This window comes from Comamonas sp. FUJ_7, assembly GCF_057369555.1.
Genome location: NZ_JBXXZI010000004.1, coordinates 128,501 through 142,161 on the forward strand (window position 1 = coordinate 128,501; position 13,661 = coordinate 142,161).

17 protein-coding genes are annotated in these 13,661 nt (G+C 58.7%); 1 reads left to right on the top strand and 16 read right to left on the bottom strand.

What is annotated here, in order from left to right; translation table 11 throughout:
- Positions 1-3 precede the first annotated feature (3 nt).
- The gene (locus AC2I9W_RS07725; RefSeq protein WP_486409414.1) at positions 4-414 is read left to right on the top strand and encodes a lysozyme inhibitor LprI family protein; all 411 of its coding nucleotides are present in this window, start codon (positions 4-6) and stop codon (positions 412-414) included.
- Positions 415-447: 33 nt separating this feature from the next.
- On the opposite strand, the gene AC2I9W_RS07730 is transcribed toward AC2I9W_RS07725, so the two are convergent.
- The 16 genes from AC2I9W_RS07730 to AC2I9W_RS07805 all read right to left on the bottom strand — a co-directional run bounded on the left by AC2I9W_RS07730 (position 448) and on the right by AC2I9W_RS07805 (position 13,585).
- Positions 448-1,362: a hypothetical protein gene (locus AC2I9W_RS07730; protein WP_486409415.1), complete on the bottom strand. Its 915-nt coding sequence runs from the start codon at positions 1,360-1,362 to the stop codon at positions 448-450.
- A gap of 155 nt (positions 1,363-1,517) precedes the next feature.
- A complete protein-coding gene (gene hisD, locus AC2I9W_RS07735) occupies positions 1,518-2,834 on the bottom strand; it encodes a histidinol dehydrogenase (protein ID WP_486409416.1) in 1,317 nt (438 codons plus the stop codon).
- 21 nt (positions 2,835-2,855) lie between these two features.
- Positions 2,856-3,518, bottom strand: a complete 663-nt coding sequence (gene hisG / locus AC2I9W_RS07740) for an ATP phosphoribosyltransferase (RefSeq protein ID WP_158389535.1) — start codon at positions 3,516-3,518, stop codon at positions 2,856-2,858.
- A complete protein-coding gene (gene murA / locus AC2I9W_RS07745) occupies positions 3,515-4,786 on the bottom strand; it encodes a UDP-N-acetylglucosamine 1-carboxyvinyltransferase (protein ID WP_486409417.1) in 1,272 nt (423 codons plus the stop codon). Before murA ends, hisG begins: the two co-directional genes overlap by 4 nt.
- An 88-nt stretch (positions 4,787-4,874) precedes the next feature.
- Positions 4,875-5,117: a BolA family protein gene (locus AC2I9W_RS07750; RefSeq protein WP_486409418.1), complete on the bottom strand. Its 243-nt coding sequence runs from the start codon at positions 5,115-5,117 to the stop codon at positions 4,875-4,877.
- A 74-nt stretch (positions 5,118-5,191) separates the two neighbouring features.
- Positions 5,192-5,947: an ABC transporter permease gene (locus tag AC2I9W_RS07755; protein ID WP_486409419.1), complete on the bottom strand. Its 756-nt coding sequence runs from the start codon at positions 5,945-5,947 to the stop codon at positions 5,192-5,194.
- The gene (locus tag AC2I9W_RS07760; protein ID WP_486409420.1) at positions 5,944-6,870 is read right to left on the bottom strand and encodes an ABC transporter ATP-binding protein; all 927 of its coding nucleotides are present in this window, start codon (positions 6,868-6,870) and stop codon (positions 5,944-5,946) included. The genes AC2I9W_RS07755 and AC2I9W_RS07760 overlap by 4 nt, the downstream gene beginning before the upstream one ends.
- A 69-nt stretch (positions 6,871-6,939) precedes the next feature.
- Positions 6,940-7,266: an STAS domain-containing protein gene (locus tag AC2I9W_RS07765; RefSeq protein ID WP_486409421.1), complete on the bottom strand. Its 327-nt coding sequence runs from the start codon at positions 7,264-7,266 to the stop codon at positions 6,940-6,942.
- Positions 7,267-7,281: 15 nt separating this feature from the next.
- Complete coding sequence (locus AC2I9W_RS07770; RefSeq protein ID WP_486409422.1) at positions 7,282-7,914, bottom strand: MlaC/ttg2D family ABC transporter substrate-binding protein; 633 nt, start codon at positions 7,912-7,914, stop codon at positions 7,282-7,284.
- Positions 7,915-7,991: 77 nt separating this feature from the next.
- Complete coding sequence (locus AC2I9W_RS07775) at positions 7,992-8,795, bottom strand: MlaA family lipoprotein (RefSeq protein WP_486409423.1); 804 nt, start codon at positions 8,793-8,795, stop codon at positions 7,992-7,994.
- Entirely contained in the window at positions 8,792-9,292 is a 501-nt protein-coding gene (gene mlaD, locus AC2I9W_RS07780; RefSeq protein WP_486409424.1) for an outer membrane lipid asymmetry maintenance protein MlaD, read from the bottom strand. The genes AC2I9W_RS07775 and mlaD overlap by 4 nt, the downstream gene beginning before the upstream one ends.
- Positions 9,293-9,322: 30 nt before the next feature.
- Positions 9,323-10,099, bottom strand: coding sequence for a lipid asymmetry maintenance ABC transporter permease subunit MlaE (gene mlaE / locus AC2I9W_RS07785; RefSeq protein WP_158389517.1), 777 nt, complete (start codon positions 10,097-10,099; stop codon positions 9,323-9,325).
- Positions 10,096-10,908 (bottom strand): ABC transporter ATP-binding protein, encoded by an 813-nt coding sequence (locus AC2I9W_RS07790; protein ID WP_486409425.1) that lies wholly within the window; start codon positions 10,906-10,908, stop codon positions 10,096-10,098. Before AC2I9W_RS07790 ends, mlaE begins: the two co-directional genes overlap by 4 nt.
- Positions 10,909-11,130: 222 nt before the next feature.
- Positions 11,131-11,883: an amino acid ABC transporter ATP-binding protein gene (locus AC2I9W_RS07795; protein WP_486409426.1), complete on the bottom strand. Its 753-nt coding sequence runs from the start codon at positions 11,881-11,883 to the stop codon at positions 11,131-11,133.
- A gap of 54 nt (positions 11,884-11,937) precedes the next feature.
- Positions 11,938-12,591, bottom strand: a complete 654-nt coding sequence (locus tag AC2I9W_RS07800) for an amino acid ABC transporter permease (protein WP_486409427.1) — start codon at positions 12,589-12,591, stop codon at positions 11,938-11,940.
- Positions 12,592-12,775: 184 nt separating this feature from the next.
- A complete protein-coding gene (locus AC2I9W_RS07805) occupies positions 12,776-13,585 on the bottom strand; it encodes an amino acid ABC transporter substrate-binding protein (RefSeq protein WP_486409428.1) in 810 nt (269 codons plus the stop codon).
- Positions 13,586-13,661: the final 76 nt, after the last annotated feature.

Consider the following 13,661-nt stretch of genomic DNA (forward strand, 5'->3'; position numbering starts at 1 on the left):
TCAATGCACCTCAAAACACTGAGCTCCGCGCTTTGCCTCACTCTTGCATCGCTATGGTTTGGCCCGGCCCATGCCAACGAGCAACCGCAGTACTCCAAGCAATACGAGGACTGCATGGAGGCGGTCGACCTGGGCGCCATGAAAAACTCGCAATGGATGGCTTGCGCGGAGCAAGAGCTCAAGAGGGTCGATGCAGACTTGAACGCCAACTACAAGAAGCTGCAGCAAGCCCTGAACATAGAGCAGCGCGAAACTCTCAAAAAAGCGCAAAGAGCATGGCTGCAGTACCGCAAAGAGCGCTGCGACTTTGAATACGTCGCACCGACGGCCCCAGGCGGCGAGGCCAATCGAAGCTTCTGCCTGCTGGAAATGACAGCCCAGAAATCCCAGTACCTGCGACAGATGCACAATTAAAAGCGGTTCGAAGAACCACTCTTGGAACAACTCTTAGCGACCGTATTGCGGAGGCGGGGCAAACGCTGCGCCATCCGCAGGAAATGCCTTGGGGTTGTTTTTTCTCATCCACTCCGACTCTTTCCCCGCCTTCTCACCCAGGCTCACCTCGAACAATGCCGTGCCAATCACGCCCACATTGCGGGCATCGCCTGCAGGCGTGTTATTGGCATAGGCACGACCTTTGCGCTTATTCGTGAAACGAAATGCCGCCACTTCTTGCAGACTTTTTCGAAAGCCCTCAATCACCAGATTCTTGCCGGGGTGCAGCAGATAGCCGCGGTTTTTCACGCTGCCGACCTGCCCGCTGATGACATCCAGGCCGTCCACGCTCGCCACGACTTCATAGATTCGCTGGCTGCGATTGACATACAGCAGTTCATAGCGCTCCCCATTGCTGCCGGCCAGATGAAAGCTGTGGTTGCGAAAAGCGTAAATAGGGAACTCACTCCCGCTGTAATTGAGCACATACAGCTCCACATCGCCATCGGCCAGCAGCATGTTTTTTTGTCGCTGTGAGTGCTCCCCCAGCGAGCTGCGAATGCTGTCTTCATCCGAGTAGTGCAGCTCACGCACATCACGCGGCTGATTCGGGGTCACGCGCCAGGCTGTCACCGGCTTGCTCACAGACTCTCGCCCCTCTCCCCACTGGGTTCCCAAGGTAGAGCGCTCCTTGGCCAGCATCGGGCGGCTGATGCGTAGCTGCTCATGAATCGACCTCCTTTTTCCGTCACCAGCCGCAGGCGCAACAATCTCAGGAATAGGCGCAGCCTCGGCCTGAGCTAGCTCAGACTGCGAGGGAGCCACAGAACCACAGGCAACCAGACTGGTCGCCAGCAACAGCCCCATTAGCCAAGCTGCCAGCCAGCGCCACCCACTGATGCTTTTTATGTCTTGGTTTGCTTTCATTTTTTGGCGCCTCGCTGGTTCATAAAACTTGGCAGTATCTCCACTCAGCCTTCAAATCACGAGCCTTATAACATTTTGAAATCAATTACCAACCCCAGTAGGGGCGTAAAAAAGCCGCGCTCAATGGCGCGGCTTGGCGGAAGTGCGGAGAAGCTTTACTTCAAGCGCATTTCAGCAGCACGGGCGTGGCCCTGCAAGCCTTCACCATAGGCCAGCACCGCAGCGGTCTTGCCCAGAATCTGCGCGCCAGCTTCGCTGACTTCGATGATGGAGCTGCGCTTCTGGAAGTCATACACACCCAGAGGCGAGGAAAAACGCGCCGTGCCGCTGGTGGGCAGCACGTGGTTGGGGCCTGCACAGTAGTCGCCCAGCGATTCGGAGGTGTACGCGCCCAGGAAGATGGCGCCGGCGTGCTTGAGCAGCGGCTCCCACTTGTGCGGATCGCGGCTGGAGACTTCCAGGTGCTCGGGCGCAATGCGGTTGCTGATGGCGCAGGCTTCTTCCATGTCACGAGTCAGAATCAGCGCACCGCGGTCATTGAGGCTCTTGGCGATGATGGCCTTGCGTGGCATCTCTGGCAGCAGGCGGTCGATTTCGCGCTGCACGGCGTCGATATACGCCGCATCGGGGCACAGCAGGATGGATTGGGCCAGCTCATCGTGCTCGGCTTGGCTGAACAAATCCATGGCCACCCACTCGGGCGGCGTCGTGCCATCGGCCAGCACCAGAATTTCCGAAGGGCCAGCAATCATGTCGATGCCCACCATGCCGAAAACGCGCTTTTTGGCGCTGGCCACATAGGCGTTACCGGGGCCGGTGATCTTGTCCACCTTGGGAATGGTGGCTGTGCCGTAGGCCAGCGCAGCCACGGCCTGCGCACCACCAATGGTGAAGGCACGGTGCACGCCCGCCACATAGGCAGCAGCCAGCACCAGCGGGTTCTTGGCGCCTTGGGGCGTGGGCACGACCATGATGATGTCCTGCACACCGGCCACATGGGCAGGGATGGCATTCATCAGCACGCTCGATGGATAGGCCGCCTTGCCACCGGGCACATAGATGCCCACGCGGTCCAGCGGCGTGACCTTCTGGCCCAGCAGCGTGCCATCTTCGTCGCGGTAGCTCCAGCTTTCGCCGTTGGCTTTCTTCTGCGCTTCGTGATAGCTGCGCACGCGGCGCGCAGCAGATTCCAGCGCTTCGCGCTCGGCTAAGGGCAGGCTGTCGAAAGCAGCCCTCAGCTCGGCCTGGGTCAGCTCCAATGCAGCCATGGAATCAGCGCTCAGGCCGTCAAAGCGGGCGGTGTACTCCAGTACGGCGGCATCGCCGCGCTTTTGCACATCGGCCAGGATGTCGGCCACGCGCTGCTCGATGGCTGCATCCGTGTCTGCCGACCAATGCAGGCGTTCAGCAAAATCATGCTCAAACTGGGCATCAGCGGTTGATAGACGGGCGGGAGCAGCTACGAATTCCATAGTATTTACCAGTAGGGAAGGTCAGTTATTTTTGGCGGCGACAGCTTGCGAAAACGCATCAATGATGTGACGCAGCGGTGCCTGCTTGAGTTTCAGCGAGGCCTGGTTGACCACCAGACGCGAGCTGATGTCCATGATGGGCTCAACCTCGACCAGATCATTGGCCTTGAGGGTGTTGCCGGTGGAGACCAGATCGACGATGGCATCGGCCATGCCGGTCAGCGGTGCCAGCTCCATGGAGCCATAGAGCTTGACCATGTCCACGTGCACGCCCTTCTTGGCAAAGAAGTTGCGGGCAATCTCGGGGTATTTGGTCGCGATGCGCAGACGCGCGCCTTGCTTGACCGCATGCGCATAGTCAAAGCCGTTGCGCACAGCCACGCTCACGCGGCACTTGGCAATCTGCAGGTCCAGCGGCTGGTATAAGCCCTGACCACCATGCTCGATCAGCGAGTCCAGACCCGAGACCCCCAGGTCCGCACCGCCGTACTGCACGTAGACAGGCACGTCGGAAGCGCGTACCAGCACCACGCGCACATTGGGCTGGTTGGTGTCAAAAATCAGCTTGCGCGACTTGTCCACATCTTCCGTGACTTCAATGCCGGCAGCGGCCAGCAGAGGCACGGTTTCTTCAAAAATACGGCCCTTGGACAGGGCAATAGTCACAGGCGTTGCGGTGCTCATGCGGAAATTCTCTCGATATCGGCGCCCAGGGCGCGCAGCTTGTCTTCCATGCGGTCGTAGCCACGATCGAGGTGGTAGATGCGATCGACAATGGTCTCACCCTCGGCCACCAGACCGGCAATCACCAGACTGGCGGATGCACGCAAATCGGTCGCCATCACGGTGGCCCCCGACAGACGCTTGCCACCCTCGATGGTCGCCACGCGACCATCGGTGGTGATGACTGCGCCCAGACGCATCATCTCGTTGACGTGCATGAAGCGGTTTTCAAAAATGGTCTCCGTCACCACGCTGGTTCCTTCGGCCACCAGATTCAGGGCCATGAACTGGGCCTGCATGTCGGTGGGAAAGCCGGGGTACTCCGTCGTGCGAAAGCCTTGAGCCTTGAGCTTGCCGTTCGAGCTGACCTTCAGGCCGCCCTCCACGCACTCCACGTTCACACCCGCGTCCTTGAGCTTGTCGATGACTGCACCCAAATGCTCGGCCCGCGCATGATGCAGCACTGCCTCGCCGCCCGTGGCCGCCACGGCACACAGGAAAGTACCGGCCTCGATACGGTCGGCCACCACCTGATGCTCACAGCCATGCAGCTTGTCCACACCCTCAATCACGATGCGGCTGGTGCCATGACCTGTGATGCGGGCACCCATCTTGATCAGCATTTCGGCCAGATCGGTGATCTCGGGCTCCATGGCCGCGTTTTCCAGCACGGTCTCACCGTCGGCCAAGGCCGCAGCCATGAGGAAGTTCTCGGTGCCGGTCACGGTCACCATGTCGGTGGTGATACGTGCACCCTTGAGCTTGGTCCAGCCCTCTGGCAGGCTGGCGTTCATGTAGCCGTTTTCCACGGTGATGACGGCACCCATGGCCTGCAGGCCCTTGATGTGCTGATCCACAGGGCGCGAGCCAATCGCACAACCGCCAGGCAGCGACACCTTGGCCTGGCCAAAGCGTGCCAGCAACGGACCCAGGGCCAGCACCGAGGCACGCATGGTCTTGACCAGCTCGTAAGGCGCTTCAGGGTTCAGGCTGTCAGGAGAGACAAAGCTCATGCCGCCGCGCTCACCATGGGTTTCGGTCTGCACACCCATATTGCCCAGCAGCTTGCGCATGGTGGCCACATCATGCAGGCGCGGCACATTGTGCAGGTGCACTGGCTCGGCGGTGAGCAGTGCGGCGCACATCTCAGGCAACGCGGCGTTTTTGGCGCCGGAAATCATCACTTCGCCCTTGAGGGGACGACCACCGTGGATCTTGAGTTTGTCCATGGCTTCAAGCCTTGAGGTTTTATGTATAAAAAACGCCTCAAGCCGTTATGAAGAAACGGCTTGCAGCTATCGATTTTGATTTTCGCAGTCAGGCCTGAGTCGCCGCCCATTCAGCAGGCGTATAGGTCTTCATGGACAGTGCATGCACCTCATCGGTCGCCATGCGGTTACCCAGCGTGGCATACACCAGACGCTGGCGGCCCAACAGACGCTGGCCTTCAAACTGTGCCGAGACAATGGTGGCAAACCAATGTCGGCCATCGCCTTCCAGCGTGATGTGCTCGCAGGGCAGGCCGGCGGTGATCAGGTCTTTGAGTTGGTCTGCAGTCATGGGTAAAGCCTCTCAGCGCAAGGCCGGCGAAACCGGTAATTGTCTCGCATGCGAGCCTCGCATCAATCCAAAAATTAGTTACGAATCTTGTAGCCAATGCGCAGCAGATGCACCGCCAGCGCGCTCACCGCCACCCAGGCTGCACCTACGATGGCGACACTGATCCAGGGCGAAACATCGCTCTGCCCGAAAAAGCCATAGCGAAAGCCGTCAATCATGTAGAAGAACGGGTTGGCATGGCTGACGGTTTGCCAGAAGCCCGGCAGTGAGTGAACGGAATAGAACACGCCTGACAGAAAGGTCAGCGGCATGATCAAAAAGTTCTGGAAGGCTGCCATCTGGTCAAATTTCTCGGCCCACAGGCCTGCAATCAGACCCAGCGTTCCCATCAGCGCACAGCCCAGGAAACCAAAAACCAGAATCCACAATGGCGCGGCAAAGTCGGGAATGGCAAAGAACAGTGTGACGATAAACACACCAGCGCCCACCAGCAGACCGCGCAAGACCGCTGCACCCACATAGGCACTGAACCAGGCCCAATGCGACAGCGGTGTGAGCAGCACAAAAATCATATTGCCCATGATCTTGCTCTGCACCAGACTGGAGGAGCTGTTGGCAAACGCGTTTTGCAGCATGCTCATCATCACCAGACCGGGAATCAGAAATGCCGTGTAGGGGATGCTGTCGTAAACCTTGACCCGGCCTTCAAGCACATGGCCAAACACCAGCAGATACAACACGGCCGTGAGCACGGGCGCGGCAATGGTCTGAAAGCTCACCTTCCAGAAGCGCAGCACTTCCTTCTTGAGCAGGGTCTGCCAGCCGTTCATGCCACACCTCCGCCCTGCTGGCCTTCTTCGTTCATGACATGGATGAACACGTCTTCCAGATCCGCGCGGCGGATTTCCACATCTTCTGGCGTCACGCCACCTTCGCGCAGCGCGGCCAGCAGTTGCTCCACATCGCCCGCATTAGCTGCGGGAATCTGCACAATTCGGCCCGTAATCCGGGCGCGATTGGCCAGGGGATTGGGCAATGCGCTATCAGTCTTGAACTGCAGCACATTGCTGGAAGCCGACTTGAGCAGGTCACTCATAGTCGAGAGCTTGATGATCTCACCGTGCTTGAGCATGGCCACGCGGCTGCACAAAGCCTCGGCCTCTTCCAGATAGTGCGTGGTCAGCAGCACCGTGTGGCCCTGCTTGTTGAGCTTGGCGATGAAGTGCCACAGCGTCTGGCGCAGCTCTACGTCCACGCCCGCCGTGGGCTCATCCAGCACGATGATGGGTGGCTTGTGAACCAGCGCCTGCGCCACCAGAACGCGGCGCTTCATGCCGCCCGAGAGCTGGCGCATATTGTTGTGTGCCTTGTCTGTCAGGCCCAGGCTGTCGAGCAGCTCGTCAATCCAGTCGTCATTGTTCTTGACGCCAAAGTAGCCCGACTGGAACTTCAGCGCTTCGCGCACACTGAAGAAAGGATCAAACACCAGCTCCTGCGGCACGATGCCGAGCTTGCGGCGTGCATCAGCGTAATTCGCCTTCACATCGCTGCCCTGCACCAGCACACGCCCGCCCGTGGCTTTGGACAGGCCGGCCAAAATACTGATGAGGGTGGTCTTGCCTGCGCCGTTGGGGCCTAGCAAACCGAAGAATTCGCCCTCCTCAATATCCAGGCTCACTGATTTCAGGGCCTGAAAGTCCCCCTTGGGGGTGCGGTAGGTCTTGGAGACGGATTGAAATGAGACTGCGGACATGAGCCCATGATTCTATGGCTTGACCACAGCCCGTGCCGCAACGGGGCTTAGAGCATTCTGAAGATCGACTCAGCCTTGCTGGGCCACACCGTCAGCGCCTGGCATCAGAGGTGGCAGCAAAAGGCCATCAACGCCATAGAGGGTTGCCATGGACAGCAAGCCCTTGGGCAGACCCTGAACCACGAGCTGTTTTCCCACTTCCTGCGCTGCGCGGCGGCAGGCCAGCAGCACCGCCAGGGCTGCCGAGTCAAATACCTTGACGGCACTGGCATCGACCACCACCTGGGTATCTGCATGCGCCGCCACCAGAGGGCGCAGGCGCAGCAGACAGTCGCGCCCCTGACGGTACGTCAGTTCGCTGGGTAGTTGCAAAGGAGAGGTCGCAGAGCGGGCCATGAGGAATGAGCTACCTTATTTGTTGGCAGTCGCAGGCATGGAGCTGCGCGAGGCCAGGGTCTTGATCAGACCATCGATGCCGTTGGCATTGATTTCCTGCGCGAACTGGTTGCGGTAGGTTTCCACCAGCCACACACCCAGCACGTTGAAGTTATAAAGCTTCCAGCCCGTGGCCTGCTTTTCCAGACGGAAATCCAGTTGCACAGGGTCGCCGCGTCCGTTGACCTGGGTTCGCACCAGAACATCGGTGTCACCGGCAGCCATACGCAGTGGCCTGACTGTAATCGTCTGGTTGCTGACCTGAGACAGTGCGCCAGCATAGGTGCGCACCAGCAAGGCCTTGAACTCGTCTTGCAGCTTCTGGCGTTGCTCTGGAGTGGCCTTGCGCCATGCCGGACCCACGGCCGCCGAAGTCATGCGGCGGAAATCCACATAGGGCATGACCTTCTCATTGACCAGCGCATTGATCTTGGCTGCATCGCCATTGCGCAGGGCCGGGTCATTCTTGATGGTTTCCAGCACATCAGCAGAAACGCGCTTGACCAGCGCATCAGGGGCTTCCTCTGCCGCCTGAGCAGCGGGCAAACCCAGATTCAAGGCCAGCATGGCACCAGCCGCCATGCCCCATATACGACGATTCATCTTCATTGTGTTTTCTCCTGGCTGGCAAGTGTCACAGCAAACGTCCAGCCCATGCGTCATCTTTGTAACCAACTGCGAAGTGCTCACTGACCTTCAGGCGGCAGCTGACCGGCATCGTCGTCATCATAGTTTTCGAGACGGCCATCATCGCCAGACGCGGCCCCGCCAATGCGTGAGCGCAGATACACATCGCGCACCAGGCTGTATTTATCCAGCGCCACAGAGTCCAGCACATCGCCCGCCTTGAGCAGGTTGGCCCGATTGTTGACCATACGCAGGCCAAAAAGGCTGTTGCGCCAGCGCACATCGTCAATCGTGTTGGCCGGGTAGCCGAAGGCGTCAACTGCCAGACCAGCCGAGTCGCGTATCGTGGAAGGTCCCCAGAAGGGAAGCACAAGATAAGGCCCCGTCGGCACACCCCAGCGACCCAGAGTCTGGCCGAAATCCTGCTTCTTGCGCTCAATGCCCGCTTCGCTGGCGATATCGAAAAGGCCACCAATACCGAAAACCGTGTTGACGCTGAAGCGCACCATGGAGTTATAGGCATCGCTGCCTTGGCCTTGTAGCAGGTTGTTGACAAACGACCAGGCATCTCCCAGGTTGTCGAAGAAGTTGGTCACGCCTTGGCGCGCCACACGCGGGGTCACTGTTTGATAGGCCGTAGCCACGGGCTTGAAAACGGCCTCGTCCAGTCCATCGTTGAACGCATAAATGCTGCGGTTCATGGACTCCAGCGGATCGGCCGGATTGGCCGGGCCTGTCGCTGTGGTCGTGGCACAGCCAGACAGCAAAGCCGCTACGGAAACGCTAGCTACCAGCACCCCACGCTTCAGGGCTTGGTCCTTGTTTGAAGACAATTTCGTTTGTGGGTTTGTAGTCGTCATCATTCTTTCGCTCCGCCAATGCTTGCAGAGCCTCCCGAGTCACCGCCCTGCTCTGCCTTGCTGTAGAGGAATTGGCCAATCAGGTTTTCCAGCACAACTGCAGACTGAGTGGCCGTCACACGGTCACCGGCCTGCAAGTTGTCCTCGCTGGCACCGGCCTCAATACCAATGTACTGATCACCCAGCAGACCACTCGTCAGAATTTTCAGCGAGCTGTCCTTGGGGAAGGCATAGCGGTTTTCCATATTCATGACCACATCGGCTTGGAAAGTCTGGTCATTGAAGGTAATGGACTCCACACGACCGACAACCACGCCTGCACTTTTGACCGCTGCTTGAGGCTTGAGACCACCAATATTGTCAAAACGTGCCGTCACCTGATAGGTCTTCTCGAAGCTCAGCGTCAGCAAATTGGCCGACTGCAAAGCCAGAAACACCAGAGCCAGCGCTCCGATCAAGACAAACAGGCCAACCCAGACATCACTTTTCTTTTGCTGCATGATTTTTTACCTTTGATCTGCTGTGCAGCCTTAAATGCTGAACATGGTTGCGGTGAGCAGGAAATCCAGCCCCAGCACAGCCAGCGAGGCCACCACCACCGTACGCGTGGTGGCACGCGAAACGCCTTCAGGCGTGGGCTTGGCGGCATAGCCCTGAAGCAATGCCACAAAAGTCACGGCCAGACCGAACACGAAGCTCTTGAGCACTCCGTTGCCCAGGTCTGCCCACCAGTCAACGCCCTGCTGCATCTGCCCCCAGAAAGCGCCGCTGTCCACACCAATCAGAACCACCCCCACCAGCCAGCCGCCGAGCACACCAACAGCGCTGAAAACCGCAGCCAGCAAAGGCATGGTGATAAGTCCCGCCCAGAAGCGCGGCGCCAGAATGCGTTTGACGGGGTCAACCGCCATCATTTCCATGGCCGAGAGCTGCTCGCCGGCTTTCATCAGGCCGATTTCAGCCGTCAAAGCCGTACCGGCGCGGCCAGCAAACAACAAGGCTGTGACCACGGGCCCCAGTTCGCGCAGCAGGCTTAACGCGACCATCATGCCAAGTGCCTCTGCCGAGCCATAGCGCTGCAGGATGTAGTAGCCCTGCAGGCCCAGCACAAAGCCGACAAAAAGGCCCGAGACACCAATGATGGCCAGCGAATAATTGCCCAGAAAGTGGATCTGGTCGCCAATCAGGCGTGGCCTCTTGAGTGCCGGCCCCAGCAAGGCCAGCAAGCGAAGCAGCAACCGTGCGCCAATGCCCATATCGATGAGCTGAGTGCGCACGGCCAGACCAATGCGTGCGAGAAAGTTCATGCACGCCTCCGGCTGCCAAAGTCCTCGTCGGCACTGACGCCGGGATAGTGAAACGGCACAGGCCCTGTCGGCCTGGCGTTGATGAATTGCTGCACCAGCGGGTCTGTGCTGGCACGCACCTCTTCTGGAGTCCCTTGAGCAGCAACACCGCCGGAACCCAGAATCACCACATGATCGGCCACGCGGAAGGTTTCTTCCAGGTCGTGAGACACCAGAATCGAGGTCAGGCCCATGGCGTCATTGAGCTGACGAATCAGCTGCGCCGAGGTGCCCAAAGAAATAGGATCCAGCCCGGCAAATGGCTCGTCATACATGATGAGTTCAGGGTCCAGCGCAATCGCACGCGCCAGTGCGATGCGGCGTGCCATGCCGCCTGAAACCTGGGATGGCATGAGATCACGCGCACCGCGTAAGCCCACGGCATGCAGCTTCATGAGCACGATGTCGCGAATCAGCTCTTCGGGCAAGTTGGTATGCTCACGCAGCGGAAAGGCCACGTTATCGAACACACTCATGTCAGTAAACAGCGCACCGAACTGAAACAGCATGCCCATGCGACGGCGCGCCGCATAAAGCTGCTGCGAATCCATCGTCGTTATATCTTGCCCATCGAACAGCACCTGGCCTTGCTGAGCATGGTTCTGGCCGCCGATAAGGCGCAACACAGTCGTCTTGCCACCGCCCGATGCCCCCATCAGAGCCGTGACCTTGCCACGCGGCACTTTCAAAGAAAGATCGCGCAGGATGACGCGCTCACCATAGCCAAAGGTGACATTGCGCAACTCCACAAAGGATGCGTTAGGTGACATGCGTGAATAGCCGCTCAAAAGAAAGCAAACAGGTATTGTGCCGACAAGCTCGGCAAAAAGCGCGGGTTAGCCCGAAGTAAACATACATCCACGAATGTTTCTTTGAGTCTGAATTGCTGCAAACATAGTCTTCACTCTTGTTTCAGGAGCTTCCAGTGCTTGCTGGTGAAGCGAAAACCACCATTTTTGCAATATGAAACCGCATTGACAAGTGCGACTTATTTACAACATGTTGTGCAAAAACGCGCGCGTGCGCTCATGCACCGGAGCCGCAAAAAAGGTCGCCGAAGGCCCTTGCTCGACGATATGTCCACCATCCATGAAGATGACGCGGTTGGCCACTTCACGGGCAAAGCCCATTTCGTGGGTCACCACCAGCATGGTCATGTGCTCTTCGGCCAGCTCGCGCATGGTGCGCAGCACTTCCCCCGTTAGTTCAGGGTCCAGCGCCGAAGTGGGCTCGTCGAACAGCAGAATATCGGGCTCCATGGCCAGCGCACGCGCAATGGCCACGCGCTGCTTCTGGCCGCCGGAGAGGTGATTGGGGTAGGCATCGCGCTTGGCCGCCAGTCCCACCTTGGCCAGCAGAGCCTCGGCCTTGGGGATGATGCTTTCGCGCTTCATGCCTTTGACAATCATGGGCGCTTCAATGATGTTTTCCAGCACCGTGAGGTGAGGGAACAGATTGAAGGACTGGAACACCATGCCCATCTTGCGACCGATCTTGCGAATTTCGGCATCGCTCACGTACTGAGCCTTGGCCCCACCTTTCGAGCGGGCCAGCACTTCGCCTTCGATGGTGATAGTGCCTCGGTCAATCGTCTCCAGATGATTGAGGCAACGCAAAAACGTGCTCTTGCCCGAGCCAGAGGGGCCAATCACCGCCACGACCTCACCGCGCAGCAAATCCAGCGATACACCGCGCAGCACTTCGTTATTGCCAAAGGCCTTGTGAATACCTTTGGCGGAAATCATTACGTCAGCTGTATCTGCCATTACAAACTCTCCATGACTCGGCCACTCACGGGATCACGCCTCATACTTTGCATATTTCTTCTCCAGATACTGGAAGCCCCAGGTCAGCACCAGCGTCATGATGAGATAGAAGGCGGCAGCCACAATAAACGGGGTAAAGCTGAAGTCGCGCTGCACCACGCCACGCGCCACGCGCAGCAGGTCGTTCAGTGCCAGCACATAGATCAGCGAAGTGTCCTTGACCAGCGTGATGGTCTCGTTGCTGACGGGCGGCAGAATACGGGCCCACATCTGGGGCAGCACAATGCGGCGCATGGTCTGTGCATACGTCATGCCCAGCACCTTGGCGCCTTCGTACTGACCGCGATCCACGGACTTGATACCAGCGCGGAAGATTTCAGCGAAATATGCAGCGTAGTTCAGCGCAAAGGCGACTACGGCAGCCTGAAAGTCGGGCAGGCGCACACCGATGTAGGGCACAAAAGGCAGCGCGAAATAGACAAACAGCAGCTGCAGCATCAGCGGCGTGCCGCGCATGAGCCAGATATAGGCGCCTACGGCGCTGCTCAGCGGCTTGATGCTGGAGATGCGCATCAGCGCCAGCGCCAGCCCCAGAGGGATGGACAACACCAGCGTGATGAAAAACAGCTTGAGTGTGACAAGGGCGCCAGCCGACATGGGCCCCAAAAGCGAAATTACATAGTCCATGGTAGGCCTGCACCGGGAATGACACAGGGCCACCACGGCGAATCAAAAAACAAGGCGGTGCAAGCACCGCCCATACCCTCAGCTGACGTGCCCCAAACCAGGGCACCCAGCAAGGGCCGCCCCGCAGCGCAGCTGCCGTCCCCTTTTAGAGGGAAGGCGCACAGCGCCACAGGGGGTAGTCAAATTAATGCTTGATGACGTCAGAGCCAAACCACTTCTGGGCGATTTCAGCAGCCTTGCCATCCTTCTTCATTTCGGTCAGAACATCGTTGACCTTGTTACGGGTAGCTTCGTCGTCCTTGCGGAAGCCCACGCCATAGTCTTCAGTACCGAAGTCTTCGGCCAGCACCACATAGTTGTCAGGCTTCTTGTTAACCAGGAAACGGCCCACCACCTCGTCCACCACGACCACGTCCAGACGGCCTGCTTCCAGGTCCATCAAGGCGGTGATATTGTCACCAAACAGCTTGGTTTCCTTGAACTGGTCGGACAGCTCCTTGTCCTTGGCCATGGCGGTCACGGCGCTGGAGCCTTCCTGGGCACCCACCACCTTGCCAGCCATGTCAGCCTTGGTCTTGATGGGGGAGTCCGCCTTCACGATGATGATTTGCTTGTTCACCATGTAGGGGTCGGAGAACAGAATCTTTTCCTTGCGCTCTTCCAGAATGGTCAGGCCATTCCACAGTACGTCCACGCGCTTGCCCAGCAGCTCGGCTTCCTTGGCGTTCCAGTCGATGGGCTTGAATTCCACTTCGATGTTGGCGCGCTTGGCCACTTCACGGGCCATGTCGATGTCGAAACCGACCAGCTCGTTCTTCTCGTCACGGAAACCCATGGGAGGGAAGTTGTCGTCCAGACCCACCACCAGCTTGGTGGCAGCCACGGGAGCCGGTGCAGGATCTGCAGCGGTATTGGTCGCAGCGGGCTCGTTCTTGCCGCAAGCAGCCAAAATTGCAGTCAGGGCCACCGAGGCCAGCAGGGTACGTTTTTTCATGGCGTCAAAGTTTGAAGTGGAAAAAGCGGAGGCAGGGGCTTTGTCTCCCGCCCGAGGCCGCTACAGCAGCCGCAGA

Excerpts from the sequence above, each read along its gene's own strand:
- AC2I9W_RS07765 (WP_486409421.1), bottom strand. The coding sequence starts at position 7,266 with ATGGCCCGCTCTGCGACCTCTCCTTTGCAACTACCCAGCGAACTGACG.
- AC2I9W_RS07795 (WP_486409426.1), bottom strand. The coding sequence starts at position 11,883 with ATGATTTCCGCCAAAGGTATTCACAAGGCCTTTGGCAATAACGAAGTG.
- mlaE (WP_158389517.1), bottom strand. The coding sequence starts at position 10,099 with ATGAACTTTCTCGCACGCATTGGTCTGGCCGTGCGCACTCAGCTCATC.
- hisD (WP_486409416.1), bottom strand. The coding sequence starts at position 2,834 with ATGGAATTCGTAGCTGCTCCCGCCCGTCTATCAACCGCTGATGCCCAG.
- AC2I9W_RS07800 (WP_486409427.1), bottom strand. The coding sequence starts at position 12,591 with ATGGACTATGTAATTTCGCTTTTGGGGCCCATGTCGGCTGGCGCCCTT.
- mlaD (WP_486409424.1), bottom strand. The coding sequence starts at position 9,292 with ATGCAGCAAAAGAAAAGTGATGTCTGGGTTGGCCTGTTTGTCTTGATC.
- AC2I9W_RS07770 (WP_486409422.1), bottom strand. The coding sequence starts at position 7,914 with ATGAAGATGAATCGTCGTATATGGGGCATGGCGGCTGGTGCCATGCTG.
- murA (WP_486409417.1), bottom strand. The coding sequence starts at position 4,786 with ATGGACAAACTCAAGATCCACGGTGGTCGTCCCCTCAAGGGCGAAGTG.
- AC2I9W_RS07725 (WP_486409414.1), top strand. The coding sequence starts at position 4 with ATGCACCTCAAAACACTGAGCTCCGCGCTTTGCCTCACTCTTGCATCG.
- AC2I9W_RS07775 (WP_486409423.1), bottom strand. The coding sequence starts at position 8,795 with ATGATGACGACTACAAACCCACAAACGAAATTGTCTTCAAACAAGGAC.
- AC2I9W_RS07730 (WP_486409415.1), bottom strand. The coding sequence starts at position 1,362 with ATGAAAGCAAACCAAGACATAAAAAGCATCAGTGGGTGGCGCTGGCTG.
- AC2I9W_RS07760 (WP_486409420.1), bottom strand. The coding sequence starts at position 6,870 with ATGTCCGCAGTCTCATTTCAATCCGTCTCCAAGACCTACCGCACCCCC.
- hisG (WP_158389535.1), bottom strand. The coding sequence starts at position 3,518 with ATGAGCACCGCAACGCCTGTGACTATTGCCCTGTCCAAGGGCCGTATT.
- AC2I9W_RS07790 (WP_486409425.1), bottom strand. The coding sequence starts at position 10,908 with ATGTCACCTAACGCATCCTTTGTGGAGTTGCGCAATGTCACCTTTGGC.
- AC2I9W_RS07755 (WP_486409419.1), bottom strand. The coding sequence starts at position 5,947 with ATGAACGGCTGGCAGACCCTGCTCAAGAAGGAAGTGCTGCGCTTCTGG.
- AC2I9W_RS07805 (WP_486409428.1), bottom strand. The coding sequence starts at position 13,585 with ATGAAAAAACGTACCCTGCTGGCCTCGGTGGCCCTGACTGCAATTTTG.
- AC2I9W_RS07750 (WP_486409418.1), bottom strand. The coding sequence starts at position 5,117 with ATGACTGCAGACCAACTCAAAGACCTGATCACCGCCGGCCTGCCCTGC.